The organism is Lentzea sp. NBRC 105346, from assembly GCF_030269605.1.
Taxonomy (GTDB): Bacteria; Actinomycetota; Actinomycetes; order Mycobacteriales; family Pseudonocardiaceae; genus Lentzea.
Genome location: NZ_BSTQ01000005.1, coordinates 28,192 through 55,131, shown reverse-complemented (window position 1 = coordinate 55,131; position 26,940 = coordinate 28,192). Strand labels below are relative to the sequence as shown.

Below are 26,940 nucleotides of genomic sequence, written 5' to 3'. Positions count from 1 at the left end.
TGTGAGGATCACCTCGCAGGGCCCGGCGCGTGGTAGGAGGAGCCTCGACGATGAGCAGTTCCACGTCCGTGCTCACGGACACCCCGCCCGCGGTGGTGCTGACCGGCATCACCAAGCGGTTCCCCGGCGTCGTCGCCAACAGCGACGTCCACCTGACCGTCCGGACCGGCGAGGTCCACGCGCTCTGCGGTGAGAACGGCGCGGGCAAGTCCACCCTGATGAAGATCCTCTACGGCATGCAGCCGCCGGACGAGGGCACCATCGAGGTCAACGGCGAGCAGGTCCGGTTCAAGACCCCGGCCGACGCCATCAGGGCCGGGATCGGCATGGTGCACCAGCACTTCATGCTCGCCGACAACCTGACCGTGCAGGAGAACGTCGTGCTCGGCGCGGAAGCGCTGTACGGCATCGGCTCGAAGGCGCGGAAGAAGATCCAGGAGCTCGCGAAGCAGACCGGGCTCAACGTCGACCCCGGCGTGCTCGTCGAGCGGCTCGGTGTCGCGGACCGCCAGCGCGTCGAGATCCTCAAGGTGCTCTACCGCGGCGCCAAGGTGATCATCCTGGACGAGCCCACCGCGGTGCTCGTGCCGCAGGAGGTCGACGAGCTCTTCGCGACCGTGCGCGACATGCAGCAGCAGGGCTTCACGTTCCTCTTCATCTCGCACAAGCTCGACGAGGTGCGCGCGATCGCCGACTCCGTCACGGTGATCCGGCGCGGCACCACCGTCGGCACCGCCGACCCGAAGACCGTGAGCTCCCGCCAGCTCGCCGAGATGATGGTCGGCAGCGAGCTGCCCAGCCCGGAGACGCGCACGTCGACCGTCACCGAGACCCCGGTGCTCACGTTGTCCGGCCTCTCGCTGTCCACTCCGGACGGCCGCGCGATCCTCGACGACATCAACCTGGTCGTGCGCTCCGGCGAGGTCGTCGGCATCGCCGGCGTCGAGGGCAACGGCCAGACCGAGCTCGTCGAGACGATCATGGGCATGCGCAAGGCCAGCGGCGGCACCGTCACGCTGTCCGAAAAGGACCTGACGAAGCTCGGCACGCTGGCGCGCCGCGAGGCGGGCATCGGCTACATCCCCGAGGACCGGCACCGGCACGGCCTGCTGCTCACGCAACCGTTGTGGTTCAACCGGATCCTCGGCTACCAGACCCGCAAGCCGACCGCGAGCGGCGCGTGGCTCGACCGCGACGGCGCCAAGCAGGACACCGAGCGGATCGTCCGCGAGTTCGACGTCCGCACGCCCGGCATCGAGGTGCCCGCGGCGGCGCTGTCCGGTGGCAACCAGCAGAAGCTGGTCGTCGGCCGCGAGCTGTCCGGCGACCCGGTGCTGCTGATCGCGTCGCACCCGACGCGTGGTGTCGACGTCGGCGCCCAGGCGCTGATCTGGGACGAGATCAAGAACGCCCGTGCGCGTGGCCTCGCGGTGCTGCTGATCTCCGCGGACCTGGACGAGCTGATCGGCCTGTCCGACACGATCAAGGTCATGCTGCGCGGCCGGCTGGTCGCGGACGCGGACCCGTCGTCGGTCACCCCCGAGGACCTGGGCAGTGCGATGACCGGCGCGGGCGCGACCAGCCCCGCCGTCGTTGAGGAAGGCGAGAACTGATGAGCAAGTTGCGCGGCAACCTGCTGCCGCCCGCACTGGCGATCGTCTTCTCGGCGTTGCTGTGCGGCCTCGCCCTGGTCTTGTCCGGGGCGAACCCGCTGAAGGCGTTCGGCGCCATGGTGAACCAGGTCGGCGAGGGCACGACGGCCGTCGACATCATCAACAGCACCGGCATCTACTACATCGCGGCGCTCGCGGTGGCGATCGGGTTCCAGATGAACCTGTTCAACATCGGTGTCGAGGGCCAGTACCGCGTCGCGGCCGTGGTGGCGGCGATCTTCGGTGGCTCGTTCGCGCTGCCGACCGGCCTGCACGCGCTGGCGATCATCATCGTCGCCGCGATCGCCGGCGCCGCGTGGGCCGCGATCCCCGCGATCCTCAAGGTGACGCGCGGCGTCAACGAGGTCATCTCGACGATCATGATGAACGGCATCGCGCTCGGCGTGGCCGCCTACCTGATCCGCCGGGACGTCTTCGGTGAGCTGCGGGGCAACAACATCCGCACGCCGGAGATCGCGGAGTCCGGCTGGGTGCCGGGCATCAAGCTCGGCTCGTCCGGCACGGTCTTCGGCCTGGTGTTCCTCGCGGCGGCGCTCGGCATCGCCTACTGGGTCATGATGAACCGCACCCGGTTCGGCTTCGAGCTGCGGGCGTCCGGTGAATCGGCGACCGCGGCGGCGGCCGGTGGTGTCAACGCCAAGAAGATGGTCCTGGTGTCGATGCTGCTGTCCGGCGCGATCGCGGGCCTGGTCTCGATGCCGGAGATCCTCGGCCGCGACCACACGTACAACCTGAACTTCCCAGGCGGCATCGGTTTCTCGGGCATCGCGATCGCGCTGCTCGGCCGCAACCACCCCGGCGGCATCGCGTTCGGCGCGCTGCTGTGGGCGTTCCTGGACAAGTCCGGACTGGCACTGGACAACGTCGGCGTGCCGAGGGAGATCGTGACGATCATGCAGGGAACGATCGTGCTGTCGGTCGTCGTGGCCTACGAGGTGGTGCGCCGCTTCGAGCTCGCCTCCGAGCAGCGCCGGGTCGGCCGTGAGCTCGCGGCCGCGGGAGGTGCGGCGTGAGCGCGTTGATCACCAAACCCGTTGCCGCCACGCCGAAGCGCCGTCGCGTGCTGCCCGGCTGGGCCGTCGCGATGCTGGGCGTCGCGGGCGCGATCGCCCTGCTGTCCACGACCTCGTACCTGACGGGCTTCCCGCAGCTGACGTCGAGCGGCACCACCCAGACCGCCGTGCGCCTGGCGTTGCCGATCCTGCTCGCCGGCCTCGGCGGCCTGTGGGCGGAGCGCGCGGGCGTCGTGAACATCGGCCTCGAAGGCATGATGATCATGGGCACGTGGGGTGCGGCGTGGGCCGGATACCAGTGGGGCCCTTGGGCTGCCCTGATCTCCGCGGTCGTGTTCGGCGCGCTGGGCGGCCTGCTGCACGCGGTCGCCACGGTCACGTTCGGCGTCAACCACATCGTGTCCGGTGTGGCGATCAACCTGCTGGGCGCGGGCGTCACCAAGTACCTGTCGACGCTGCTGTTCTTCCCGGTGTCGCACAACCCGCGCGAGTCGCCGCCGGTGCCCAAGTTCGACACCTACTCGGCCGCCGGTCTGTCGGACGGGCTGAAGTCGCTGGAAGAGCAGCAGCGCGTCGGCATCTCGGACGTGGCGGGCATCCTCGGCGGTCTGGTCACCGGCGTCTCGCCGTTGACGATGATCGCGATCCTGCTCGTGCCGGGCTCGTACCTGTTGCTGTGGAAGACGCGCTTCGGCCTGCGCCTGCGGTCGTGCGGTGAGAACCCGCACGCGTCCGAGTCGCTCGGCGTGAACGTGTACCTCTACAAGTACATCGCGGTCATCGCTTCTGGTGCCCTGGCGGGCATCGGTGGCGCCGCACTGGTCCTGAACCCCGGCCAGCCCGGTTATCTCGAAGGTCAGACGGGTGGCCGCGGCTTCATCGGCCTCGCCGCGATGATCTTCGGCAACTGGCGTCCGGGCGGGCTGCTCGGTGGTGCCGCGCTGTTCGGTTACGCCGACGGCCTGCAGCTGCGCTCGGGCGGTGAGACCGTGCTGGCACTGGTGTACGGCGCGGTGATCCTGCTGGGCCTGCTGGTGATCCTGCAGCTGACGCGGCGCCAGTGGTTCGCCGCCGCGTTCGGGGTGCTGGCCGCGCTGGTGCTGTACTTCCTGTACTACAGCCTCGACGAGATCCCGTCCGAGCTCACGTCGTACGCGCCGCACATGGTGACGCTGGTCGTGCTGGCCGTCGCGTCCCAACGCCTGCGCATGCCGGCGGCGGACGGCGTGGTGTATCGCCGTGGTTGATTGGGAGTTGTTGCGGGAACGGGCAGTAGAGGCCGCGCAGTCGGCCTACTGCCCGTACTCGGGCCTGCAGGTCGGCTCCGCCGCGTTGTGCGACGACGGCCGGATCGTCGTGGGCTGCAACGTGGAGAACGCGGCCTACGGCGTGGGGCTCTGCGCGGAATGCACGATGGCCGGTCAGCTCCGGCTGACCGGCGGCGGTCGTTTCGTGGCCGTCGCCTGCCGCTCCGGCACCGGTGAGCTGCTGATGCCGTGCGGCCGATGCCGCCAGGTCCTGTTCGAGCTGGGCGGCGCTTCCTGTCTGGTGGACACACCGCGCGGTGTCGTGGAGATGCGCGAGGTGCTGCCGGACGCGTTCGGACCGGAGGACCTGCCATGAGCTTTTCAGCTGTGGACATCATCCGCGCCAAGCGCGACGGCCAGGTGTTGTCCGACGAGCAGATCGACTGGGTGATCGACGCCTACACGCACGGCGTCGTGGCGGACGAGCAGATGTCGGCGCTCGCCATGGCGATCTTCTTCCAGGGCATGACCTCCGCGGAGACCGCGCGCTGGACGCAGGCGATGATCTCGTCCGGCGAGCGGTTGTCGCTGGACGTCTCGCGGCCGACCGTGGACAAGCACTCCACGGGCGGCGTCGGCGACAAGATCACCCTGCCGCTCGCGCCGCTGGTCGCCGCCTGCGGTGCCGCGGTGCCGCAGTTGTCCGGACGCGGACTGGGGCACACCGGCGGGACGCTGGACAAGCTCGAGTCGATTCCGGGGTGGCGGGCCGCACTGTCCACTTCGGAGATTCAGGCACAGCTTTCCTCCGTTGGCGCAGTGGTTTGTGCCGCCACCGAAGGGCTCGCTCCCGCGGACCGCAAGCTCTACGCGCTGCGGGACGTGACCGGGACGGTCGAGGCGATTCCGCTGATCGCTTCCTCGATCATGTCGAAGAAGATCGCCGAGGGTGCCGACGCGCTGGTGCTCGACGTGAAGGTCGGCTCGGGCGCGTTCATGAAGTCGCTGGACGACGCGCGGGCTCTGGCCCAGGCGTTGGTGGCCATCGGCGTTGAGCATGGCAAGAAGATCTCTGCTCTGCTGACGGACATGTCCGTGCCTCTCGGGCGGGCCGTGGGCAACGCCGTGGAGGTCACCGAGTCCGTCGAGGTGCTGCGCGGTGGCGGCCCGTCCGATGTCGTCGAGCTGACCGTGGCGCTGGCGGCGGAAATGCTGTCCCTGGCGGGGATTTCGGCGGATCCGGCCGCTGTGCTCGCGTCTGGTGAGGCTTACGAGTCGTGGGCGCGCATGATCCGGGCGCAGGGCGGTGACCCCGAGGCCCCGCTGCCGATCGGCAAGCACAAGCACGTGGTCGAGGCGCCGATCGCGGGTGTTCTGTCTACTTTGGACGCTTACGCGGTGGGTGTGGCGGCGTGGCGCCTGGGCGCGGGGCGGGCTCGCAAGGAGGATCCGGTGCAGGCCGGGGCCGGGATCCTGTGCCTGGCCAAGCCGGGCGACCGGGTCGAAGTGGGCCAGCCGCTGCTGGAACTCTTCACCGACACCCCGGACGCCTTCGCCGGTGCACTGGCCGCTCTGGACGGCGGCTACACCATCGGTGACGCGGCTCCGGAGCAGTCGCCGCTGGTCATCGACACCATCCGAGGCTGAACGCCAAGGGGCCGGAGCGTAAAACTCAACGGGCCGGAGCGTAAGACTCGCGCGAGTCTTACGCTCCGGCCCCTTGCGTCTTACGTTCCGGTCCCGGCAACGCCGAGGGGCGCCTCCGAATCCGGAAGCGCCCCTCGAAGACAACCGTGATCAGGCGCCCTCGGCGGCCAAGTCGTCGTCCTCGTGCTCCTTGCCGCCGCCCGCCGGCTTGGGGCCGTTCTTGCGGGTGCGGCGCTGCGGACGCGGCAACGCGGTGGGCGGCGGAGGCGGCGTCGGCGAGCCACCACCGAGGATGAGCTCGGCGAACGTGGCCATGGCCTCGTCCAGCTGACCGCCGATGCGCAGCTCGGACTCCTGGTTGGACTTGCGCACCAGGGACTGCAGCGCGTCGGCATCGGGCCGGGCGCCCACGGTCTCGGAGACCTTGGACAGTCCGGAGTCGACGGCGGTGGACAGCTCGCCCAGGCGGGCGGCGAAGTCGTCCTCGACCTTGTCGAGGCGCGTCGTCATGGTGTCCAGGCGCGAGGTGACCTGCTCCAGGCGCTGGGCCAGGTTCTCCAGGCGGTCCGCCGCGTCGACCTGGTCGCGGGACTGCTCGATGGCCGCGTACAGCGCGGTGCGGGCCTCGTCGAGCTTGCCGTTGACCGTGCTGCGGGTGTCGGCGATTGCCGACGACAGCGAGTCGCGGGTGGAGTTGATGTTCGTGTGCGTGTCGGCGACCGCGGCGGCGAGGGCGTCGCGCGCCTCGTCGTGGCGGGTCTGCAGGCCGGTGACGGCGTCGCCGAACGTCTTCTGCAGCGCCTCGCGGGTGCCGTCCAGGTGCTCGTGCACACCCTCGTCCACCTCGTCGAGGCGGCCGCGCAGCGCGGCTTCCAGGGCCTCGATGCGCTCGCGCAGCGGCGCGGTGACGGCGCCGGGGATCGTGTCGACCTTGCCGTCCTGCTTGTCCAGGTGGAGGTCGAGGTCGTCGAGTCGCTTGTGGATGTGCGACAGCTTGTCCTCGAGGCCGTCCATGCGGCCGGCGACGCCCTCGAAGCGACCGGCGACACCGTCGAGGCGGCCGTCGAGCTGTGCGAAGGGCTTGGCCAGCTTGTCGACGAGACCGTCGACGGCGCGGCCGATGTCCTGAACCGCGTTGTCCTGCGCCTCCAGCTTGGCGAGTGCCTCGTCGAGCCGCTCCGCCAGGACGCTGACCTCGGTCCGGTCCGGGAGCTCCGACAGACGCTTGCGAACCGACCCCAGCGACTCCAGCGGGGACATTCGCGCGTGGATCTCGTCCAGAGCGTCGAAGATCTGCTGCTGCTCGCTCTCACGAATCTCCGCGGCGCGCGTGAGCATGTTGCGCATCCGATCGAAGGACATCGTGGAGTTGTTGTTCTCTGTCACGGCTGAGTGCCTTCGTCCAGGGGAGGGGGAGACCACGGGAGCCTATCCGCGTCGGAGGACGGGTAAGTACCACCCCCGTAAAGAAACCGCCGGGCGCGGACAGGCTACTAGCCCGATCAGGCTACAGGGTTGGTCTGTACGCCTCGGTAACTAGGTGCAGGCACGCGGTCGCGGGCGGTGAAGTTCCTACTTCGGGGTGACTAAAGCCTCGCAATCGGTCGCACAAAGTTCATCATCACGAGTCGGCAACATGTGTGTCGCTGCAATTGATCTTAGCGGTATCAAGATCAATTCGGCCGCAGGCGGCGCGGTGTGTCGCCAGGTATAACGTGTCTCCATGTCCACGCCCCTTACCCCGGAGACCATCCGCAGCGCGCCCAAGGTCCTGCTGCACGACCACCTGGACGGTGGCCTCCGCCCGCAGACGGTGATCGACCTCGCCGACGCGTCCGGCTACCAGGGTCTGCCCACCACCGACGCCGGGGAACTCGGCGTCTGGTTCCGTGACAACGCGAACTCCGGCTCGCTGGTCCGCTACCTCGAGGGCTTCGCCCACACGTGCGGCGTGATGCAGGACGAGGCCGCGCTCGTCCGCGTCGCCGCCGAGGCTGTCGAGGACCTGGCCGCGGATGGCGTTGTCTACGCCGAGGTGCGCTACGCCCCCGAGCTGTTCGTCGAACGTGGGCTCTCGCTGGAACAGATCGTGGAGGCCGTGCAGGAAGGCTTCCGGGTCGGCACGGAACGCGTCGCCGCGTCGGGTGGCCGCATCCGCATCGGCACCCTGCTGTGCGCGATGCGCCAGAACGAGGGCTGGCTGCGGATCGCCGAACTGGCCGTCCGCTACCGCGACCTCGGCGTCGTCGGCTTCGACATCGCCGGTCCCGAAGCGGGCTTCCCGCCCACCAGGGGCCTGGACACGTTCGAGTACCTGCGCCAGCAGAACGCGCACTTCACCATCCACGCGGGTGAGGCGTTCGGCCTGCCGTCCATCTGGGAGGCGATCCAGCACTGCGGCGCCGAGCGCCTCGGCCACGGCGTGCGGATCGTCGACGACATCAAGGTCTCCGGCGACGGCACAGTCCAGCTCGGCCGGCTCGCGTCCTACGTGCGCGACCGCCGCATCCCGCTGGAGATGTGCCCGACGTCCAACCTGCAGACCGGCGCCGCGGCGTCGATCGCCGAGCACCCCATCGGGCTGCTGGCCCGGTTGCGGTTCCGCGTCACGGTCAACACCGACAACCGGCTGATGTCCTACTGCACGCTGACTTCGGAGTTCGAGCGGCTCGTCGAGACGTTCGGCTACGGGTGGGCCGACCTGCAGTGGTTCACGATCAACGCGATGAAGTCCGCGTTCATCGGGTTCGACGAGCGGCTGGCGATCATCAACGAGCTGGTGAAGCCGGGCTACGCCAAGCTGATGGCGTGAGAAAAGGGGGCCGGGCGGCCCCCTTTTCGGTCAGATCTCGTTGATCGGCGCTTGCGCGTAGAAGTCGCCACCATCGTTGATCCGCATGTAAGCCTCCTGCTGCACTGAGACGGCGCTACCCGAGTCGATCGAGCAGGTGGTCGGGATGGTGAAGGCCTCCACGGCGGGTGGAGAGATCGTCACGCCGTCCATCTCGGTGGTGCAGGAGACGCCGTCCACCACGATGACGATCTCGTAGCGGCTCGCGTCCGAACTGTGGAACCCGTCGGTGAAGGATCCTGACAGTCGCATCCCCACGAGTGGCACGTTCGTCCACGCGACCTCACCGATGGCGTTGTCGGTGAACGTCGCCGATCCCACGGTGCTCGCGGAGGCGGGTGCGGTGGAAAGTGAGATGACCGCACAAATAGCCGTCAGAAATATGAGCGTCCTTCTCGTCAATCCGTTCACGGTTCGTTCCAATCGACGATCCAGTTGACCGGCTGGCGAGTCCCGATCTTGTGATTGTCGTGGCGGATCGTCACATATGTGTTCTGAACCGCCTGGGTGCCGAAGCCGCCCGAAGATTCGACCGCGCAGTCACTGGGGATGGTGAACGCCTCCACCGCGGGCGGGGAGATCGTCACCCCGTCCATCTCCGTGACGCAGGACGTGGTCTCGGTTTCGATCAGGATGTCGTACTCGCTGGGATCCGCGCTCTCGAAGCCGTCGCTGAAGGCGCCGGACAGCCGCACGCCGGTCAAGGCCGAGCTCGTCACCGTCACCTCGCCGACGACGTCTTCGGTGAAGGTCGCCGCGCCGGCCGCGGCCGCAGATGCGGGAGTGGTGGAAAGTGAGCCGACCGCACAAATAGTCGACAAGAATACGAGCGTTCTTCTAAGAATTCTGCTCATAAAAAACAATAGGCTCCCGCGGCAACAATCGCGAGAGCCTATTGAAATCGACAGGTCAGTGTGACTGCAGGCGGTCCTCGAAGTTCGCCTGCAGCGTGCGGAACGCCGACACCTCGGCGTCGAACGGCGCCGACGGCGCGAGGCGCGTCGGGTCCGGTCGCAGCACGAAGGAGATCAGCCAGCCGAGCGACTCGGACGGGTTGAGGGCTTCCTTCACGCTGTCGTCCTCGGCCCACTCGGCCGCGTCCTCGAACAGCTCGACGACGAGGTCGAGCTGTGCCGGGTCGATGGCGTCCGGGCCCTCGGAGATGTCCTCGGCGAGGCCCAGCAGCACGTAGACGTTGTCGTCCTCGACCTTGACGTCCAGCTCGCCCGCGGTGGCCTTGACCTTGACGTCCTGCCAGGTCGTCACCTCGGCGAGGTCGTGGTCGTCGGTCTCGACGAGGTAGCGAGACAGGGCGCGCGGCGACGTGAAGACCTCGATCTTGCCGCGGTGGCCCAGGAAGAGCGGCTTGTCGTCGAGGTAGCAGCGCAGCGTGTACAGCTCGCCGGCGGTCGTGATGATCTTGATGGGGTCGATGCCCACCTCGGCCCAGAAGCCGGTCGGTGCGGCGGACTCCTTCGACGACTCATCCGAGGAGTCCGCGGCGGGAGCCTCGGCCTCGAGCTCGGCGAGCTCCTCCTGCGCGACGGAAAGGGCCTTCTCGTCGACGTCGGGCGTCGCGACGACGCCGTCGATCTCGTCCAGGACCTCGTCCCACTTCTCGGAGACGACGGACGACAGCTCGTTCCACAGCTTGACGCCCTCGCGGCCGGTGAACGGCAACGTGCCCTGCGGCAGCAGCGAGAAACCCTCGGCGGAGTCGAGGATCTCGTGCACCTTGTCCAGCTCGCACACGTCGGCGATGGACCGCACGATCGACACCACGTCGGCCAGCTCGCCGATCACCCACGTGTCGGGGTCCTCGGCGACCAGCTCGGGCACGCCGACCAGGTCGAACTGGTGGTTGTCGTCCGGCGAGAGGTCCGCGACACCCAGGTCCGGCACCACGTGCCACGCCGGGTGGTCGGCCAGGTCGTGCTCCTCGGCGGTGCGCACGAAGGCGGCGAGGTGCGCGGCGTCGGGGAAGACGAACAGGTCCTCCTCGTCACCGAGGAACGCCTCCCACTCCTCGCCTTCCTCCCGCCAGCGGGGTGCCCACAGCGTGACCACGTCACCCTGCGTCAGTCCCAGCTCGATCGGGACGATGTCCTGCGCCATCACGACCTCCCGGTCACGCCTGTAGATGTGCGCAGGTTACCGGGATCGATCACCTGCGTCCGAAGGGGTCTTGGAAGAACGCGTCCTCGTCCTCGTCATCCACCGGTGGACGTGGACGACGAGCAGGAGCGGGAGCCGCCGGAGGTTCGACCGGAACAGCCGCGGACCGGAAGGGCGCGTCGCCGGCGATGCCCTCGATGACCATGGCCATCCCGTCACCCAACGACTTCGCGATCTCGTTGAAGCTCGTCTGTACGGCCGACGAAACGGCCATCGCCGCGGTCTCCGTGACGATCTGCCCCACGGCCACATGCCCCTGGTTCAACAGTTGCGGGTGCAGGTACACCGCTCGCAGCTCGCCCTGCGCGCTCGCGTGCACGGTGGCCATGCCGGAGGGGTGCTCGGCGACACCGACGGTCGCTGCCAGCACCTGCTGCAGCTTCGCGGTCTCCTGGAGCCGCTCCTCGCTCACCACGACCGGCCACCCTCCTCGAAGCCCAGCGCGGACAGCTCCGCCGCGGGCACCACGTGACCGACCGTGCGGTGCAGCTGCGCCGCCGCTTCCCGGGACGCCTGCTGCGCCACGCGCACGATCTCCTGCCCCAAAGCCTGCGGCCCCATGCGCAACGCGAACGGCGCCACCTGGATCGACTGCGGCGGACCGCCCGCGGCGGCCACGACCGTCACCGCACCGTCCGAAGAGGACGCCCGGCCCAGCACGGGACCGGTGCGCGCGGCGAGCTCCCGCACCTGGTTCTCGACCGCCGCCACCTGCTCGGCGGCGCGCTCAGCCTCGTTCACGCCATCACCCCGTCGGCCGGTAGAAACCCATGAAACCCATGCCGCAGTTGGACGTGCGGATGGGGTTGACCTGTACCGGGTCACCGGCCTCGACCATCTGGCCGTTGCCGATCACCATCGCGACGTGCCCGTCCCACACGACGAGGTCGCCGGGCAGCAGCTGGTCCTGTGGCACCGAAGCGCCCATGCACTGCGACGACGCGGGCCGCGGGATGTCGAACCCGGCGCCCTTGTACGCCCACTGCGTGAGGCCGGAGCAGTCCGTGCCCTGCGGCGGGTTCGCGCCACCCCACACGTACGGCGTGCCCAGCGCGGACAACGCGTTGCGCACCGCGCGGGCCGCCGTCTCGTTCGGCGCCTCGGCCGACGAACCGTCCGGCAGGTTCACGCCGACGCCGGTACCGGGCTGCGGCGGGATCGCGACGGGCAGGCGCGGGCCGTGAGCGCCGCCGCCACCACCGCCTCCGCCGCCACTACCTCCGCCGCCACCGCCGCCAGAGTGACCGCCTCCGCCGCCGGAAGATCCACCCGAGGATCCGTTGCCGTCCGGCTGCTTGTGCTGGTCGCCACCGCCCGCGCTGGAGGTGGACGTCGAGTCGTTGCCCGCGCCGAGCGACTCGCCGAGGCCGGCCACGTCGGGCTTCTGCAACGCGTTGAGCTGCCCCACGAGCTGCGTCAGCTGTTCGCGGACCTTGTTCAGCTCGGTGTCCGTGCGCGAGGTGTACTCGTCGGCCTTGCCCGACAGCTCGGCCATCACGGCGAGCACGGCCCCGATGCCGCCGAACACGCCGATCGCCATCGCGGCGGCGAGCCGGGGCGTCGCGTAGCCGACGAACTCGTCGATCAGGCCCTGGATGGCCGTACGCCCGCCGGTCACCGCGGACACGCCGGTCGAAGCGACGGTCTGCGCGGTGGAACTGTTGCGCGCCAGCGTCTGCACCGCGCCGGAGAAGGCGGCCACCCGCCCCTGGAACGCGGTCGCGCGGTCGCCGTACCAGTTCGCCATCGCGCTGTTCGCGGCGCTGGTGTGCCGGCCGTCGAGATCCGTGAGTGCGGTATTGGCCTTGCCGAACGCGTCACCGGCGCGCGTGGCGCTGCCCGTGTCGCCGTCCAGCTTGGCCAGGTTCTGTTTCATCGGCGCGATCAGCCCGCCGATAAAGCCCGCGACGTCTCCGCTCACTGCAGCGACTTCCCCCTGTGTCAGACCTTGTAAGCGCGCCCGATGTCGGCCGCGTGCTGCTCTTCCTGAGCGATGTAGGCCTCGCGGGCCTTCGCCACGGCGGTGCCCAGGTTGGACAGGCCCTGCGACACCTCGCGGATGCCGTCGAGCTGACGCTGCGCCGCCTGCTGGAACGCCGAGCCGATGCCGACCTCCTCGCCGATCTTGCCGAAGGCGTCACCGGGCAGCGAGGTGACCCCGGTCAACGTCGACGTGCCGACCGTGCCCACGTCGCCCGACAACCCACTCGCCGTGGAGGCGTAGGTCGCGAGCGCGTCGAGATCGACCTGAAGGCCCTGGGTGCTCATGGTTCCCCCTCGTGTTCACCACAGATCCTGCCCCGATGAGCGGTACCTCGCCCGCCATTCGCACAAGATCATGGAACCGTGGGCCTGATCGAGCACTGGGACCGGATCCTGGCATGGCTGGCGGAGCACGCGCCGGCCACCCGAGCCGTGCTCCGTCCGGGGTCTGACGTGCGGCTGGACCTGGAGGTTCCCGCCGACCTTCGGCGTTGGTGGAACCAGTTCGGCGGCACCACGGACTTCGCCGAGATCCTCCCGCCCTTCTACTCGCCGCTCGGCGCGGACCGCGCGGTGGAGCTGCGGGAGCGGTTCCGCCCGTTCTTCACCGGGGACCTGCCGTCCCAGGCGGGCACGCCGATCGCGGGCTTCCACCGCGAGTGGCTGCCGATCGCGTTCGACGGCATCGGCGACGTGCTCGCGGTGGACCTGCGGCCGGGCGCGCTGCGCGGCTGCGTCGTCGAGTGGGACCGCGAGAAGCGCGAGATGGTCAAGCCGGAGTGGAACAGCGTCGCCGACATGTTCGACGAGGTCGCCACCGCGCTGGAGACGCGCGGCCGGCTCGGGCACTGCCAGCCGGTGGTCAACTCGGCCGGCGAGCTGAGCTGGTACACGGACTAGAGCACCTTCAGTTCGGTGAGTCCGTTGATGATCAGGTCGACGCCCAGCGCCGCGAGCAGCACGCCGAGGATGCGCACCAGCACCCACACGTAGGTCGTGCGCACCCAGCGCAGCAGAATCCCCAGCACGGCGATCGCCGCCAGGTCCAGCGCGATCACCGCCAGGAAGCCGCCCGCGAGCACGAACGTGTACTTGATGTCGCTCGCGTCGGCCATCAGGAACAGGTAGGCCACCGCGACCGGGTTCGCGTAGTACGCGGTCGCCAGCTCGCGGTTGTCCTCGCTGTGGTTGCGGCCCAGTACCAGGTCCAGCGCGTGCACGAACAGGATCACGCCGCTCGCCAGCATCAACGCGCCGCTGCTGATGTGGAACACCGCGACCAGCAGCCGGCCCGCCACGATGACGAACAGGCCCGTGGCGATGGCGAGTGCCGTTGACGTCAGCGCCACCTGCCACCGGCGGCGGGCGTCCGCGCCCTCGGTGTCGACCAGGAACGGCAGCAGGATCTTCGGCGGCCCCACCACCGCCACGAGGATGCTGAACGCCTCGATGAACGTCATGCGGTCATGGTCATCCGACCACCAGCCGCGCGGCCCGCCCACGCCCGGATCTCCACCCGATCGCGGGTGCCGTGAAGGGCACCCTGAGGGCGTCTGGTGTCCTGAGGGTGCCCTTCACGGCACTCCCGGTCAGGTGCCGACCAGGCCCGCCCGCCACGCCCAGGACGCGATCTCCACCCGATTGCGCACACCCAGCTTGCCCTGCACGGACGCCAGGTGCGTCTTCACCGTGGACAGCGACAGGAACAGCGCCGCCGCGATCTCCTGGTTCGTCAGCCCGCGCGCCACCTCCCGCACCACGTCCTGCTCGCGCGCGGTGAGCTGCGAGGTGTCCACCTTCTCGACGGGCCGCGCGAAGTGCTCCAGCATCCGCACGGTCACCTGCGGGGAGATCAGCGCGTTGCCCCGGGCCGCCGCGCGCACGGCCTCGACGAGCAGGGCGGGGCCCGCGTCCTTCGTCAGGAAGCCCGAAGCGCCGTGCTGCAACGCCGTGTGCACGTACTCGTCGAGATCGAACGTGGTGACGACGACGACCTTGGTGGAGCCGGCCAGCCGTTTGGTCACCTCGAGGCCGTCGAGTCCGGGCATGCGGATGTCCACGAGGCACACGTCGGGCTGCAGCGAGCGGGCCGCCGTCACGGCCGCCACGCCGTCGGGGACGTCCGCGACCACGGTGATGTCCGGCTGCTTCTCCAGGATCATCCGGAAGCCGACGCGGACCATCTCCTGGTCGTCGGCGATCAGGACCGAGATCACTTGGCTCCTTCCAGCGGCAGTTCGGCGGTGACCTGCCAGCCGTGCTCGGCGGGGCCGGCCTCGAAGTGGCCGCCCAGCAGGTCGACCCGCTCCCGCATGCCCACCAGACCGTAGCCACCGGCCTGCACGGGCCCGCCGCGGCCGTCGTCGCTCACCACCACGCGCAACCGGTCCTCCACCCGTGACAGCTCGACCTCGATCATGGTCGGCGCGACGGCGTGCTTGTGCACGTTGGTCAGGGACTCCTGGACCAGCCGCAGCACCGACCGGCCCACCTCGGGCTGCAGGCCCGCGGGCAGGTCGATCCGTGCCCGCACCTCCAGGCCCAGCTCGCGCGTGCGTTCCACGAGGGCGAGCACGTCGGCGCCTGGGTCGGTCGTGGCCATGTCGATCTCGCCCTGCCGCAACGTGCCGACGAGCCTGCGCATCGCGCCGAGCGCGTCCGTGCCGCTGCGCACGATGCCGGGCAACAGGCGGTGCGCGGCCTGCGGGTCTTCGTCGGAGACCTCCAGCGCGGCCTGCGCCTGCACAAGCATGCCGGTGACGTGGTGGGCGACGACGTCGTGCAGCTCACGAGCGAGCGAGATCCGCTCCTCACGTTGCGCCCCGATGACCGCGGTCGCCACCAGGCGCTCGCGTTCCCTGTCGCGCATCCGCAGGTACAGACCGGTCCCGATCGCGAGGATGCCCAGCAGCACCGCCCCCGCGACCTCCGAGTCGCTGCGCCACCACCAGGTGTTGCGGACGAGCGCGGCGTGCGTGCTCACCGCGATCAGCACCGCGATGGTCACCGCCGAGGCCCGCACGGACGCCGTCCGCACGGTGACCGCCACGATCCACATGCACGCCGCGGTCTCGGCGATGCTGATCGGGCTGAGCAGGCTCATCGGATAGGACCTGAACATGCTGGCCGCGATGGTCGTGACGAAGATCGACGCGGTCGCGACCACGAGTGAGGGTGTGCGGTACCGCGACGCCATCACCGCCGCGCCGCACGCGGGTACGGTCAGCAGCCACACCAGGGCATCCGTTGGCCCTCCGCCGGTTAACCGCAGCAGCTCCACGGCCAGTAGGACCGCCAGCCCGGCGGCGATCGGCCACTGCTGGCCCTTGAACCTGTCCAGAATCCTGTCCACAACGGACAAGGTAGGACCAGGGGAGCACCCCGGCATCAGACCTGAGGTCTAGGTCCGGCCCCGGCCATCGGCCATGTGGCCGACCCCGGTTCTGGTCTCCAGCCGGATGTCCGCTGACGTGCAAATTCCTACGTTGTATTCATGACCAATGCACAGCTCGTCAGCGTCCAATGGGGACTGTTCCTGAGCGTCGTCTTCCTGCTGCCCCAACTGTTCTTCCGGCAGCTGACCTGGCGCGGTGCGACGATCACGGTCTACTTCAGCATGCTGGCCGCGGCGGTGTTCCTGCCGCTGGGCGGGCACCCGTCCCAGGCGGTGCAGCCGGTGCCGTTCCAGTGGATCGCGGACTGGATGCGCGACGGCGACATCGCGTTCGAGCAGATGACGCTGAACATCCTGCTGTTCGTGCCGCTCGGTTTCCTGGCACGGCACTTCTGGACGATGACGCGCAGGCAGGCCGTGGCGCTCGGCTTCACGGTCAGCCTCGCGATCGAGGTGGCCCAGCTCTCACTGGGCCACCGGATCTTCGACGTCGACGACCTCATGACCAACACGACCGGCGCGCTGGTCGGCTACGGGCTCGCCGTGGCGTTCTCACACGCCCATCGGGTGCCAGACCGTCTTCGTCTCCAGGTACGCGCGGATGCGTGACAGGTCCGGCTCGCGCGTGAAGTCCTCGGACGGACGTGCCCGCAGCACCCGCTTCACCGTCCCGGCGGCCGAACGCTCCAGGTCCGCCCGGATCGACTCCGGCGCACCGGTCAGGTCCAGCGCGTTGACGTCGGCGTGCGACGCCAGCCACGGCGCGATCTCCGCGGTCCGGCCGGTGAGCAGGTTCACCACACCGCCCGGCAGGTCGGACGTCGCGAGCACCTCGGACAGCGTGATCGCGGGCAACGGCCGGTCCTGCGACGTCACCACGACCGCGGTGTTGCCGGAGGCGATCACCGGTGCGACGACGGACACCAGGCCCAGCAGTGAGGACTGCTGCGGCGCCAGCACGGCGACCACACCGGTCGGCTCGGGCGTGGAGAACGAGAAGTACGGCCCCGCCACGGGGTTCGCGGCACCCAGCACGGACGCGATCTTGTCCGTCCAGCCCGCGTACCAGACCCAGCGGTCGATGGCGGCGTCCACAAGGGACTGTGCCTTCTTCGCGGGCACGCCCTCGGCCGCCGAGACCTCCGCGATGAACTGCTCGCGACGGCCCTCCAGCATCTCCGCGACGCGGTACAGCACCTGGCCGCGGTTGTACGCGGTGGCGCCGGACCAGCCGGGGAACGCCTTGCGCGCCGCGCCGACCGCGTCCCGGGCGTCCTTGCGGGAACCCTGTGCGGCGTTGGCGAGGAACGCGCCCTTGTGGTCGGTGACCGGGTAGCTGCGACCCGACTCGGAGCGCGGGAACGCGCCGCCGATGTAGAGCTTGTAGGTCTTCGCGACCGAGATCCGGTCAGACATCGAGGTACGCCTCCAGCCCGGTGCGGCCGCCCTCGCGGCCGAAGCCCGACTCCTGGTAGCCGCCGAACGGCGCCGTCGGGTCGAAGCGGTTGAACGTGTTGGACCACACCACGCCGGCGCGCATCCGTTGTGCCATCCAGAGAATCCGCGAGCCCTTCTCCGTCCAGACACCCGCGGACAGGCCGTACGGCGTGTTGTTCGCCTTGGCCACGGCCTCGTCCGGCGTGCGGAACGTGAGCACCGACAGCACCGGCCCGAAGATCTCCTCACGGGCGATGCGCATCGCCTGCGAGACGTTGGAGAACACCGTCGGGGCGAAGAAGAAACCCTTGTCCGGCAACGGGCACGCCGACGTCCAGCGAGAGGCGCCTTCGCCCTCACCCGACTCGACCAGCTCCTGGATCTTGGTCAGCTGCTCGCGCGAGTTGATCGCGCCGACGTCGGTGTTCTTGTCCAGCGGGTCGCCGACGCGCAGCGTCGACACGCGCACCCGCAGCTTCTCCAGCAGCTCGTCCGCCACCGACTCCTGCACCAGCAGGCGGGATCCGGCGCAGCAGACGTGGCCCTGGTTGAAGAAGATGCCGTTGACGATGCCCTCGACCGCCTGGTCCAGCGGCGCGTCGTCGAACACGACGTTCGCGGCCTTGCCGCCGAGCTCCAGCGTGAGCTTCTTCGACGTTCCGGCCAGCTGCCGCTGGATGATCTTGCCGACCTCGGTCGACCCGGTGAACGCGACCTTGTTGACATCCGGGTGCTCCACCAGCGTGGCGCCGATGTCGCCCGCGCCCGGGATGATGTTCACGACACCCGGCGGCAGGTCGGCCTGCTGGATGATCTCCGCCAGCACCAACGCCGAGAGAGGCGTCGTCTCCGCCGGCTTCAGCACGACGGTGTTGCCGCACGCCAGCGCGGGCGCGATCTTCCACGCCGCCATCAGCAGCGGGAAGTTCCACGGGATGACCTGACCGGCCACGCCGAGCGGCTTCGGGTCCGGGCCGTAGCCCGCGTAGGACAGCTTGTCCGCCCACCCCGCGTGGTAGAAGAAGTGCGCCGCGGCCGTCGGCACGTCGACGTCGCGCGACTCCTTGATCGGCTTGCCGTTGTCCAGCGACTCGAGCACCGCCAGCTCGCGCGAGCGTTCCTGGATCAGCCGGGCGATCCGGTAGATGTACTTGGCGCGCTCGGATCCGGGCATCTTCGACCAGGTGCGGTCGTAGGCGCGGCGCGCGGCCTTCACGGCCTTGTCAACGTCCTCTTTGGACGCTGTGGAGACCTCGGCGAGCACTTCCTCCGTGGCCGGGTTGACCGTCTTCAGCGGTTCGCCGGTGCCCTCGACGAACTGGCCGTCCACGAACATCCGGTAGTTCGGCTTGAGGTTCGCGATGTCCCGCGACTCAGGGGCCGGGGCGTATTCCCACATCTCTCAGTCCACCGTCACGTAGTCGGGGCCGCTGTAGTGCCCATCAGTCTGGGTCCGCCGCTGCATCAGCAGATCGTTCAGCAGGGTCGACGCGCCGAACCGGAACAGGTGGTTGTTCAGCCACTCCGGCCCCGCGACCTCGTGCACGGCCACCAGGTACTTGATCGCGTCCTTCGTCGTGCGGATGCCGCCGGCGGGCTTCACACCGCGCAGCTCGCCGGTCTGCGTGTGCCAGTCCCGCACCGCCTGCAGCATCACGTGCGTCACCGGCAGGGTCGCGGCGGGCTGCACCTTGCCGGTCGACGTCTTGATGAAGTCACCACCGGCGAGCAGCGCGAGCCACGACGCGCGGCGCACGTTGTCGTACGTCACCAGCTCGCCGGTCTCCAGGATCACCTTGAGGTGCGCGTCACCACAGGCTTCCTTCACCCGCACGATCTCGTCGAACACCAGCCCGTAGCGCCCGCTGAGGAACGCGCCCCGGTCGATCACCATGTCGACCTCGGTCGCGCCCTGCTCGACGGCGAACCGCGTGTCCGCGAGCTTGATCTCCAGCGTCGAGCGGCCGCTCGGGAACGCCGTCGCGACGCTGGCGACGTTGATGCCCGTGCCCTTCAGCTCGTCCGCGGCGGTCTTGACCATGTCCGGGTAGACGCAGACCGCGGCCACCTTCGGGACGTCCGGTCGCTCCGGGTCCGGGCGGCGCGCCTTCGCGGCGAGCGAGCGCACCTTGCCGGGGGTGTCCGCCCCCTCCAGCGTGGTGAGGTCGACCATGCTGATCGCGGTGTCGATGGCCTGCATCTTCGAGGCCTTCTTGATGCTCCGCGTGCCGAGGCCCGCGGCTCGTTGCTCGACGCCGACCTGGTCGACGCCGGGAAGCCCGTGGAGGAAACGCCGCAGCGACGACTCGTCGCGCACGGCGTCAGCCAAGGCCGACGGCAATGTCGTTGGAGCAGCCATGAACTGGAGTCTAGGCGGAATGGGACGCCCGTCCTAAGTGAGACCGTTCGCCCAGGTCACCTAGGCTGCAAGCGTGGATCACGTGGAGCTGTGGCGGCCGGTCGGACAGGCCGGGCTGGACCTCGTCGCGGCGTCCGGGTGGCGGGCATGGCCCGCGCTGCCGCTGCACGATCCGATGCGCAGTCGCTCGGAGGCCACGACCATCGCGCGCCAGCAACTCGTGCCGGCGGGCGGCGTCGGTTACGTCACGCGGTTCCGCGTGTGCGACGACCATGTCGTCGGCGCCATCGAGAACGTCGCCGAGTACCGCGGGCCCGTGCCGGACGAGCAGTTCGACGGGCTGGGGCTGCCCGAAGCCTGGCGCACATACCTGCGGGGCGAGTCCTGGTTGCGCCGCGGCTGGGTGAACGACGAGACCTACGTACATCTCTATTCACCCGTGGAGATGCTCGAGCTTCAGGACGCCTGGGGTGAGGCCACGGCACTGCACCCCGGCATCGCGATCATCGGCGGTGACGGGGGCCGGGAACAGCTCGCGCTCGACCTGCGCGAGGCTGAGCCGTCCGTGCGGCTCGTCGACATCGCCAGCGGGGGCTGGGAAGGCGCCGTCACGCAGGCCGGCGACGTGCGTGAGCTGATCGAGCGGATCGAGGCCGGCGACTTCGCCTTCACCTATATGTGAGGGATCCTCGCAGGTCGCGCGAGGTGTGTGGGGCCGAACGGTCGATTGCCCTGCGCCATTCCACCTGCTTCGGTAAGACGCGAAGCGGTCCGGGGAGGGATCGCCGTGCATCGCTGGGGGGCCTGTGATGTCGTTGAAGCATGCGCTTGTCGCTGTCTTGATCGCCGCGCAATTAGGTGTCGCGACCACCGAAGCGGCGGCCGCTCCACCACAACCGGCACCGGTCGCGCCCGCCGCCGTCGCGATGGACGTGCCTGAGATCGAGCCGGTGACGGTACCCGCCGACGGCCAGGTCGACGTGAAGACCGCGCGCTCCAAGGCGTTGCAGCCGATCGACGCGCTGCCGCACCTCGACCCGGCGCCGGGCACGGTCCCGGTCGACCGGGTGCCGGTGAAGCCCCAGCCGCCGTACGGCCCCTACCCGCTGACGATGCCGCAGCGCCCCGGTCAGGAGTTGGTCGACGCGACCGCCGCCGACGCGCTCGCCACGCTCGGCCGCGCGGGCCGGCTCACCCCGGACGGCAAGCCGGACCTCGACCCGAACAAGCTGCAGCCGCAGGTTCCGTCCGCGCAGGTCGTCGACCCGAGCCGGCCGGCGACGCTGCAGGAGCTGATCGACGCGCTCACCTCGGGCAACATCCCGCCACCGCTGCCGGTCGACCCGCTGGCGCTGTTGCAGCAGCTGCCCGACGGCCTGCCGCGCATCACCTACCGCGTCTGCTCCGAGTCCCGCACCAAGCAGGTCAGCTGTTCGCTCACGCTGCCGCTCGCCGTGCCCGCGATCGTCGACGTCACCGGCGACCGCACGCCGGACGTGCTGGCCGACCTGGTGCCCGCCGCCGGCGTCGGCGATGTCGTTAGCGCCGCGCGCGAGGTGCTGGATCTCGAACGCCAGATCGCCGAGGTCAACGCCCGGATCGCGAAGCTCCTCGAGCTGATCGCGAACCCGGAGAACGTGCTCGACCTGCCTGTGCTGATCGCTGAACTGACGTCACGTCGCGGCCTGCTCGCCCTGCTGACCGCGACATTGCAGGAGAAGATCACCAAGCTGCTCGACATCGTCCACTTGGGACTCGGACTGGTCACCCTGCGCCTGCCGACGAGTGAGCACGCCGGCGCGGACCTGCCCGCGCACGTGTGGGCCGTCTACGACGTGCCGACGCACAAGCGGCTCTCGCTCGGCTTCGACGGGTTCCGGCGCGGCAGCAGCCTGGCCACGGCCGGGATCGGCGTCTACACGTTCAGCCCAACGCAGCTGCTGCGTGGCATCTACGACATCAAGGCGACCCTGCTGCAGATCGGTGCGGGCGAGTCGATGGCGGTGACCGCGGGTCTCGCGTCCGTTCGCGAGGACGACCGTGGCGAGGCCTACGACGCGACGGTCGCCAGCGCGCGCTTCTCCCCGGTGCCAACGGTTTTCGCCGCGCACGCGTTCGTCGATCCGGGAGCGGCCGACCGCGACCAGAAGGCGACCGTCGACGCCCGCAGCGACAAGCGCACCCACCTCGACACGCAGGTGCTCTCGCCGGGCCGGTTCGACCAGCTCAAGGCCGACGAGCTGCCCACGTCGGTGCAGGTCGCGCTCAACCGCCCGAAGGAGGGCGGCGAGGCGCGGGTCGACTACCGCGCCGACTCGACCATCGACGACGCGATGTTCGCCGACTTCGTCTACGACGGCCAGGGGCTGGACCGCGCGGTGCTCACCACCGCCAAGGCGATCCCCGCGACGTGGAACGGCGTGCTGAAGTCCGGTCAGGACAAGGTGACGCTCGACTACCAGGCGAGCAGCTCGCTGCAGGCGCTGGACGCCGCGTTCTACGACCGCGACCCGTCGATCGTGTTGCGCGGCAAGCTGCGCGGACTGCCGACCAAGCTCAACCTGCTGGCCGACCAGCCGGCGAGCCACGTGAACTTCACCGGCGAGCAGGCGCTCGGCTCGGCGGAGGTCGCGCTGTCCCGCAACCTCGGTGCGTTCGCCCCGCTCGACGGCGACCACGCCACGTTGATCACCAAGGGGGCGCAGCTCGGCGCGAGCGCCCGCGTCACCGGCATGAAGTCGGTGGACCTGTACTACGACGCGCACCCGCGGCTGAAGTCGGTGTTCGAACCGGGCGGGCAGGCGTTCACCGGCGCGGGCGACATCGAGGGCGTGCACAAGGCCCGGCTGGAGATCTCCAATCTGCCCAAGACGCTGTCCCTGGACGCGGACACCGCCGCGCGCAAGATCGTGTACGAGGCGAGCGAGGTCATCCACCGCGCCCACGTCGGTTACACCAACACGCAGTCGGGTCCGACGGTCTTCGCGGCGGTGCACGAGGTGCCCGCCAAGGTCACGCTGAACTACGACCTCGGTGAGAAGCCGAAGCTGCGCTACGAGGCGTCCAGCCGGGTCGCGAAGGTCGAGCTGTTCGGCAGCCCGCAGCACATCGAGAACCTGCGGCCGGAGGACGACCAGTACCTCTCCGCGGTCACCGTCGGCGTGCCGAAGCTGGTGGACGTGCTGGTCGACCTGCCCGCCAAGCACCTGCAGGGTGAGCTCGAGTCGCCGATGGACTCCGTCGCGGCCGTCGCCCGCTTCCCGATGCAGGGCCGGGACTGGACCGCCATCGCGGACCTCGCCGGCGTGCCCGCGAAGTTCGACGCCGACTGGCCGGACGGCACCTACCGGTTCCGCGGCATCACCGGGCCGCTCGGCTCCGCGCGGCTGGCGATCAACAACCATCGCAACGCCATCGCACCGAAGGACCTCCACCTGGCCGTCCACTATCGACAGTCCAATGGGGACTTGGACGTCAGTGCGGCGACGAGGAACCTGTCGCACGTCGAGTACTCGCGCACCCCGGAGAACCAGACGTTCCGCCTGGACACCGACACCGCGGGCGCCCCGGTGTTCACCGACGTGGACGTGCTCCTCGACGGTGACCTCAAGCTCGCCGCGCTCGGCCGGATCGACAACCTGCCCAGCACCCTGCGGGTCGACTACGGCGGCGGCAAGCTGACGTACGGCGCGAACAAGCGCATCGGGCTCGCGTTGGGTGTGCAGTTCGGCAAGGTCGCCGCGCTGAACGGCAACGGCGCACCGCTGTTCGGCAACGGCGTCGCCGCGTCCGCGCGAGGCTGCCAGGGCGACGGCTGCGTGAAGGACGAGGGCACGTTCTGCAAGGGCTTCACCCGCTGCTTCGGCGTCGTCGGCACGATCAACCTGTCCGGCCTGCCGACGAGCGTCGTCGCCGACCTCGGCGCGCGATCCGTCGTGCTGACCGGCTACCAGCCGCCGCAGGCGCCGCTGGAGGCGTATCTGCGACTGGACGGCCTGCTCGCCGACCTGCCCGACTTCCGGGCCAAGGCAACGCTTTCCGGTGTGCCCTCGCCGCTCGACCTGACCGTCGGGCCGATCTCGGTCGGCACCGGCCTCGACGTCGGCTACACGGCGTCCGCGCCGCTGGGCGCGTTGCAGGTCGACGTGGACACGACGACCACGAACCAGACGTTCCCCGTGCTGCGTGGCCGGGCGACGGTGTCGAAGCTGCCGTCGACCATGCGGATCACCGGCACGCTGGGGGACAGGACGTCCATCGCGGTGCGGAACTCCGCGCCGATCGACGGGCTCGGCATGACGATCACGGGCACGCAGTCCGGCTACCTGCAGGCCTCGCTGGAAGGCCTGCCCGCCACGGCCGACGTGTTCGTGGACGTGCCCGCGAAGCACTCCGAGGTCACCATGTCCGCCCCGATCCGGGCCGTCACGGCGTTGCTGCGTGACATCCCGGTGCAGGGCCGGCGCTGGTCGGCGTACCTGGGGCTGACCGGGATCCCGGCGAAGTTCCAGGCCGACTTCGGCAACGGGCGCTACCGCTTCTCAGGCGAGTCCGGCCCACTCGGCTCGGCGGCGTTCGCGGTCACCAACCACGACGGCGCGACCTCACCGGTCGACCCGTCACACCTCGCCGCGCACGCCAACACCGGCAACGGCGACCTCGACGCGTCGCTGTCGGTCGTCGGTCTGCGCAGCGCCGAGTACGCCGAGACGCCGACCGGGTTCAAGGTGAACGTCGACGCGGCACAGCAGGCCGTCACGATCGACGGCAACGCGATCTCGCCCGGCGACATCCGGTACGGAGTGCTCGGCCGGATCTCCGACCTGCCCGGCACGGTCGAGGTGTCCGCGCCCAAGGGCGGCCCACTCACCTACACGTCCGACAAGTCCCTGGAACTGCAGGCGAAGCTGTGGTTCGGCAAGGTCAACGGCATCAGCGCCGCCGGCGGCGCGCCGAAGTTCGACAACGGCATCGCGCTGGTGGAGGGCAGCTGCGCCGAGGGCCAGGGCTGCCCGCGTGACGACAGCGCGTTCTGCAACGACAAGGGCTGCTACGGCATGGTCGGGTTCTTCAACCTCGTCGGCCTGCCCACGAAGCTCACCGCCGACCTGGCCAACAAGAAGTACGGCTTCGAGGGCCTGCAGCCCGCGGGCAAGAACCTGCAGCTGTACCTGGCCGGGGACAAGGTGTTCTCGCCCGGCACGCTGACCGGGTTCAAGACGCTGGTCGACCTGGTCGGGCTGCCGTCACCCATGACGTTCACGCTCGGCCCGATCAACACCGGCGACAACGTCGACGTCCAGTACACGTCCAACATCGGCAGCAACGCGACGCTGAAGATCCACGCCGAGGCGTCCGGGGTACCGCTGCTGGACACGTTGCGCGCCAAGGTGGAGCTCAACCCGATCCCGGCCTCGGTGCACGTGACGGGCAAGCTCGGCGCGACGACGAACCTGACTGTCGACAACGCGGCTCCGGTGAACTCGTTGTCGCTGCGGGCGACCGGCACGTACGGCAACAGCCCGGCCTCCGGCGAACTCGTGCTGACGGGCGTTCCGGCCAAGACGAACTGGCAGGGCGGCGGGTTCACGCAGGGCACGCCACAGGTGTTCAACATGCCGACGCTCAAGTACCAGGCGTGGGAACCCGGTGGCACGCAGGGACCTGGCGCGGACACGTTGAGCGGCAGCGTGAAGGTCGAGGCGAAGGTGGCGATCGCGGAGGGCGTCGCCTCGGCGGACGACCTCGACCTCCAGTTCGACAAGCTCGGTCACGACACCACCATCACCGTGAACCGCGACGAGCAACGGCTGCAGATCACGTCCACACCGGTCACCGGCCGGCTCAGGGTGGGTGGAAACCTGGCTGTCGAGGTTCCGCGGGCCGAGATCGAGAAGAAGCGCATCCTCGACTGCTGGTACGCGCACGCCGACCTCTACGGCCACTTCCAGCTCGGCAAGAGCAAGATCAACGACCTGTACGTGGAACTGTTCGACGTGAAAACGCTGATCGCGGAACCGGGGAAGCCGACTGATCCGCAGTTCCCCCCGATCATCGGCTACCTGTTCCAGGCGTTCAACGGCGACTACAACCGGCTCGAGGTCTCCGTGGCCGGTGTCGAGCTCGACGTCGACTTCCAACTCAAGATCGACACGTCGATCCTGACCGTGAAGGGCGGTCTCGAGGTCACCAGGCAGGGCCGGTTCGACCAGCTCCGGATGCACCGCTACGACCTGGCGCACGAGAGCAAGATCACGATCGAGATCGACAACGCGCCGGACAAGGAGATGACCGCGACGCCGGGCCTTGCCGCGGAGCCCTCGATCAACCGGATCACCGTGCCGGGCGGCTCACCGCAGATGATCGCCATCATCGAGCCCACCCGTGCGGGTGACGACGAGACCGGGTTGAAGCAGCGACGCGAGATCATGAAGATGCTGGCGCACTACGTGTGGCCGTTCGGTGGCGGCAAGATCGACGCTGGTGAAGGGGGATGCTGACATCGTGACTCGCCTGTGGCTCGTGATGCTGCTCGCGCTGCCGGTGGCGGGCTGCTCCGACCAGCCGGACTGCCTGCCCACCAAGCTCGATGTGTCACCGATCGACGTACCGGACGTGACGAGCCCCATTTCGCTCAGCGCGCGGCTGACGCGGGACGGGCACCCGGTCGTGGGCGCCAGCGTGGGGCTCGCGTTCGCGATCAAGTCGGAGCTGGGCGGCAGTGGCGGGATGCCTCAGTACGTGCGGACGGACGCGGACGGCGTGGCGAAGCGTGAGCAACCCGCGGGCGTGGCGGGGGTCGGACTGGCCGGGGATCGCGTCGAGGGCTATGAGGCGTACTTCCAGCCGTTGACGACCGCCGACGGTTTCACCGACCACTGCTGGTCGAAGGTGTCCGCGCCGATCACGTGCGCGGGCGTGGCCTGCCCGCCGACGCCGAAGCCATGAGCTCGGGCGCGTCCTGACCGGCCGCGCCCATCCGCTTGAGCTTCTGCCACGGCAGGCGCGCGCCCGCGGACGTGGTCACCGGGGTCGAGGCGTACTTCCAGCCGTTGACGACCGCCGACGGTTTCACCGACCACTGCTGGTCGAAGGTGTCCGCGCCGATCACGTGCGCGGGCGTGGCCTGCCCGCCGACGCCGAAGCCATGAGCTCGGGCGC

26 protein-coding genes are annotated in these 26,940 nt (G+C 69.5%); 11 read left to right on the top strand and 15 right to left on the bottom strand.

What is annotated here, in order from left to right; translation table 11 throughout:
- The first annotated feature begins 50 nt into the window (after nucleotides 1–50).
- From QSK35_RS12320 to QSK35_RS12300, 5 genes are read left to right on the top strand one after another with little or no spacing between them, the layout of a single operon-like run.
- Nucleotides 51–1,613, top strand: coding sequence for an ABC transporter ATP-binding protein (locus QSK35_RS12320; RefSeq protein ID WP_285745416.1), 1,563 nt, complete (start codon nucleotides 51–53; stop codon nucleotides 1,611–1,613).
- Nucleotides 1,613–2,686 (top strand): ABC transporter permease, encoded by a 1,074-nt coding sequence (locus tag QSK35_RS12315; RefSeq protein WP_285745414.1) that lies wholly within the window; start codon nucleotides 1,613–1,615, stop codon nucleotides 2,684–2,686. The genes QSK35_RS12320 and QSK35_RS12315 overlap by 1 nt, the downstream gene beginning before the upstream one ends.
- The gene (locus QSK35_RS12310) at nucleotides 2,683–3,933 is read left to right on the top strand and encodes an ABC transporter permease (protein WP_285745412.1); all 1,251 of its coding nucleotides are present in this window, start codon (nucleotides 2,683–2,685) and stop codon (nucleotides 3,931–3,933) included. The genes QSK35_RS12315 and QSK35_RS12310 overlap by 4 nt, the downstream gene beginning before the upstream one ends.
- Complete coding sequence (locus QSK35_RS12305; protein ID WP_285746097.1) at nucleotides 3,920–4,309, top strand: cytidine deaminase; 390 nt, start codon at nucleotides 3,920–3,922, stop codon at nucleotides 4,307–4,309. Before QSK35_RS12310 ends, QSK35_RS12305 begins: the two co-directional genes overlap by 14 nt.
- Nucleotides 4,306–5,580, top strand: coding sequence for a thymidine phosphorylase (locus QSK35_RS12300; RefSeq protein WP_285745410.1), 1,275 nt, complete (start codon nucleotides 4,306–4,308; stop codon nucleotides 5,578–5,580). Before QSK35_RS12305 ends, QSK35_RS12300 begins: the two co-directional genes overlap by 4 nt.
- A 150-nt stretch (nucleotides 5,581–5,730) precedes the next feature.
- On the opposite strand, the gene QSK35_RS12295 is transcribed toward QSK35_RS12300, so the two are convergent.
- Complete coding sequence (locus QSK35_RS12295) at nucleotides 5,731–6,942, bottom strand: coiled-coil domain-containing protein (RefSeq protein WP_285745408.1); 1,212 nt, start codon at nucleotides 6,940–6,942, stop codon at nucleotides 5,731–5,733.
- Nucleotides 6,943–7,303: 361 nt separating this feature from the next.
- On the opposite strand from QSK35_RS12295, the gene QSK35_RS12290 reads away from it, so the two are divergent.
- Nucleotides 7,304–8,392, top strand: a complete 1,089-nt coding sequence (locus QSK35_RS12290; protein WP_285745406.1) for an adenosine deaminase — start codon at nucleotides 7,304–7,306, stop codon at nucleotides 8,390–8,392.
- A gap of 30 nt (nucleotides 8,393–8,422) precedes the next feature.
- On the opposite strand, the gene QSK35_RS12285 is transcribed toward QSK35_RS12290, so the two are convergent.
- The 7 genes from QSK35_RS12285 to QSK35_RS12255 are packed head-to-tail and all read right to left on the bottom strand — an operon-like array spanning nucleotide 8,423 to nucleotide 12,874.
- The gene (locus QSK35_RS12285; protein WP_285745404.1) at nucleotides 8,423–8,833 is read right to left on the bottom strand and encodes a hypothetical protein; all 411 of its coding nucleotides are present in this window, start codon (nucleotides 8,831–8,833) and stop codon (nucleotides 8,423–8,425) included.
- Nucleotides 8,834–8,838: 5 nt separating this feature from the next.
- Nucleotides 8,839–9,285 carry a hypothetical protein gene (locus QSK35_RS12280; RefSeq protein ID WP_285745402.1) on the bottom strand — a complete coding sequence of 149 codons (447 nt, stop codon included), beginning with the start codon at nucleotides 9,283–9,285 and terminating at the stop codon, nucleotides 8,839–8,841.
- Between the two features lie 55 nt (nucleotides 9,286–9,340).
- Nucleotides 9,341–10,546, bottom strand: coding sequence for a SatS C-terminal domain-containing protein (locus tag QSK35_RS12275; protein ID WP_285745401.1), 1,206 nt, complete (start codon nucleotides 10,544–10,546; stop codon nucleotides 9,341–9,343).
- 49 nt (nucleotides 10,547–10,595) lie between these two features.
- Nucleotides 10,596–11,021, bottom strand: coding sequence for a YbaB/EbfC family nucleoid-associated protein (locus QSK35_RS12270; protein WP_285745399.1), 426 nt, complete (start codon nucleotides 11,019–11,021; stop codon nucleotides 10,596–10,598).
- Complete coding sequence (locus tag QSK35_RS12265; RefSeq protein ID WP_285745397.1) at nucleotides 11,015–11,347, bottom strand: YbaB/EbfC family nucleoid-associated protein; 333 nt, start codon at nucleotides 11,345–11,347, stop codon at nucleotides 11,015–11,017. The genes QSK35_RS12270 and QSK35_RS12265 overlap by 7 nt, the downstream gene beginning before the upstream one ends.
- A gap of 4 nt (nucleotides 11,348–11,351) precedes the next feature.
- Nucleotides 11,352–12,527 carry a C40 family peptidase gene (locus QSK35_RS12260; protein WP_285745396.1) on the bottom strand — a complete coding sequence of 392 codons (1,176 nt, stop codon included), beginning with the start codon at nucleotides 12,525–12,527 and terminating at the stop codon, nucleotides 11,352–11,354.
- 20 nt (nucleotides 12,528–12,547) lie between these two features.
- On the bottom strand, nucleotides 12,548–12,874 hold the full coding sequence (locus QSK35_RS12255) for a type VII secretion target (protein ID WP_285745394.1): 327 nt from the start codon (nucleotides 12,872–12,874) through the stop codon (nucleotides 12,548–12,550).
- Nucleotides 12,875–12,952: 78 nt separating this feature from the next.
- Here QSK35_RS12255 and QSK35_RS12250 point away from each other — a divergent pair, with 78 nt between their 5' ends.
- Nucleotides 12,953–13,489, top strand: a complete 537-nt coding sequence (locus tag QSK35_RS12250) for an SMI1/KNR4 family protein (protein WP_285745392.1) — start codon at nucleotides 12,953–12,955, stop codon at nucleotides 13,487–13,489.
- Here the strand turns inward: QSK35_RS12250 and QSK35_RS12245 are convergent.
- From QSK35_RS12245 to QSK35_RS12235, 3 genes are all read right to left on the bottom strand, one after another.
- Complete coding sequence (locus QSK35_RS12245) at nucleotides 13,486–14,049, bottom strand: MarC family protein (RefSeq protein WP_285745391.1); 564 nt, start codon at nucleotides 14,047–14,049, stop codon at nucleotides 13,486–13,488. The genes QSK35_RS12250 and QSK35_RS12245 overlap by 4 nt on opposite strands.
- A 129-nt stretch (nucleotides 14,050–14,178) precedes the next feature.
- On the bottom strand, nucleotides 14,179–14,805 hold the full coding sequence (locus QSK35_RS12240) for a response regulator (RefSeq protein ID WP_285745390.1): 627 nt from the start codon (nucleotides 14,803–14,805) through the stop codon (nucleotides 14,179–14,181).
- Nucleotides 14,802–15,941, bottom strand: a complete 1,140-nt coding sequence (locus QSK35_RS12235; RefSeq protein ID WP_285745389.1) for a sensor histidine kinase — start codon at nucleotides 15,939–15,941, stop codon at nucleotides 14,802–14,804. Before QSK35_RS12235 ends, QSK35_RS12240 begins: the two co-directional genes overlap by 4 nt.
- A gap of 141 nt (nucleotides 15,942–16,082) precedes the next feature.
- Here QSK35_RS12235 and QSK35_RS12230 point away from each other — a divergent pair, with 141 nt between their 5' ends.
- On the top strand, nucleotides 16,083–16,592 hold the full coding sequence (locus QSK35_RS12230) for a VanZ family protein (RefSeq protein WP_285745387.1): 510 nt from the start codon (nucleotides 16,083–16,085) through the stop codon (nucleotides 16,590–16,592).
- Here QSK35_RS12230 and QSK35_RS12225 read toward each other — a convergent pair.
- From QSK35_RS12225 to deoC, 3 genes are read right to left on the bottom strand one after another with little or no spacing between them, the layout of a single operon-like run.
- Nucleotides 16,536–17,399, bottom strand: a complete 864-nt coding sequence (locus tag QSK35_RS12225; RefSeq protein ID WP_285745385.1) for an aldehyde dehydrogenase family protein — start codon at nucleotides 17,397–17,399, stop codon at nucleotides 16,536–16,538. The genes QSK35_RS12230 and QSK35_RS12225 overlap by 57 nt on opposite strands.
- Nucleotides 17,392–18,819 (bottom strand): aldehyde dehydrogenase family protein, encoded by a 1,428-nt coding sequence (locus QSK35_RS12220; protein WP_285745383.1) that lies wholly within the window; start codon nucleotides 18,817–18,819, stop codon nucleotides 17,392–17,394. Before QSK35_RS12220 ends, QSK35_RS12225 begins: the two co-directional genes overlap by 8 nt.
- A gap of 3 nt (nucleotides 18,820–18,822) precedes the next feature.
- The gene (deoC, locus tag QSK35_RS12215; RefSeq protein ID WP_285745382.1) at nucleotides 18,823–19,779 is read right to left on the bottom strand and encodes a deoxyribose-phosphate aldolase; all 957 of its coding nucleotides are present in this window, start codon (nucleotides 19,777–19,779) and stop codon (nucleotides 18,823–18,825) included.
- Between the two features lie 73 nt (nucleotides 19,780–19,852).
- Here deoC and QSK35_RS12210 point away from each other — a divergent pair, with 73 nt between their 5' ends.
- From QSK35_RS12210 to QSK35_RS12200, 3 genes are all read left to right on the top strand, one after another.
- Nucleotides 19,853–20,461 carry a hypothetical protein gene (locus QSK35_RS12210; RefSeq protein WP_285745381.1) on the top strand — a complete coding sequence of 203 codons (609 nt, stop codon included), beginning with the start codon at nucleotides 19,853–19,855 and terminating at the stop codon, nucleotides 20,459–20,461.
- Between the two features lie 127 nt (nucleotides 20,462–20,588).
- Nucleotides 20,589–26,279, top strand: coding sequence for a hypothetical protein (locus tag QSK35_RS12205; RefSeq protein ID WP_285745379.1), 5,691 nt, complete (start codon nucleotides 20,589–20,591; stop codon nucleotides 26,277–26,279).
- 4 nt (nucleotides 26,280–26,283) lie between these two features.
- Complete coding sequence (locus QSK35_RS12200; protein ID WP_285745377.1) at nucleotides 26,284–26,727, top strand: hypothetical protein; 444 nt, start codon at nucleotides 26,284–26,286, stop codon at nucleotides 26,725–26,727.
- Here QSK35_RS12200 and QSK35_RS12195 read toward each other — a convergent pair.
- Nucleotides 26,684–26,940 (bottom strand): hypothetical protein (locus QSK35_RS12195; RefSeq protein ID WP_285745375.1); only part of this gene is annotated, 257 nt, incomplete at its 5' end. The genes QSK35_RS12200 and QSK35_RS12195 overlap by 44 nt on opposite strands.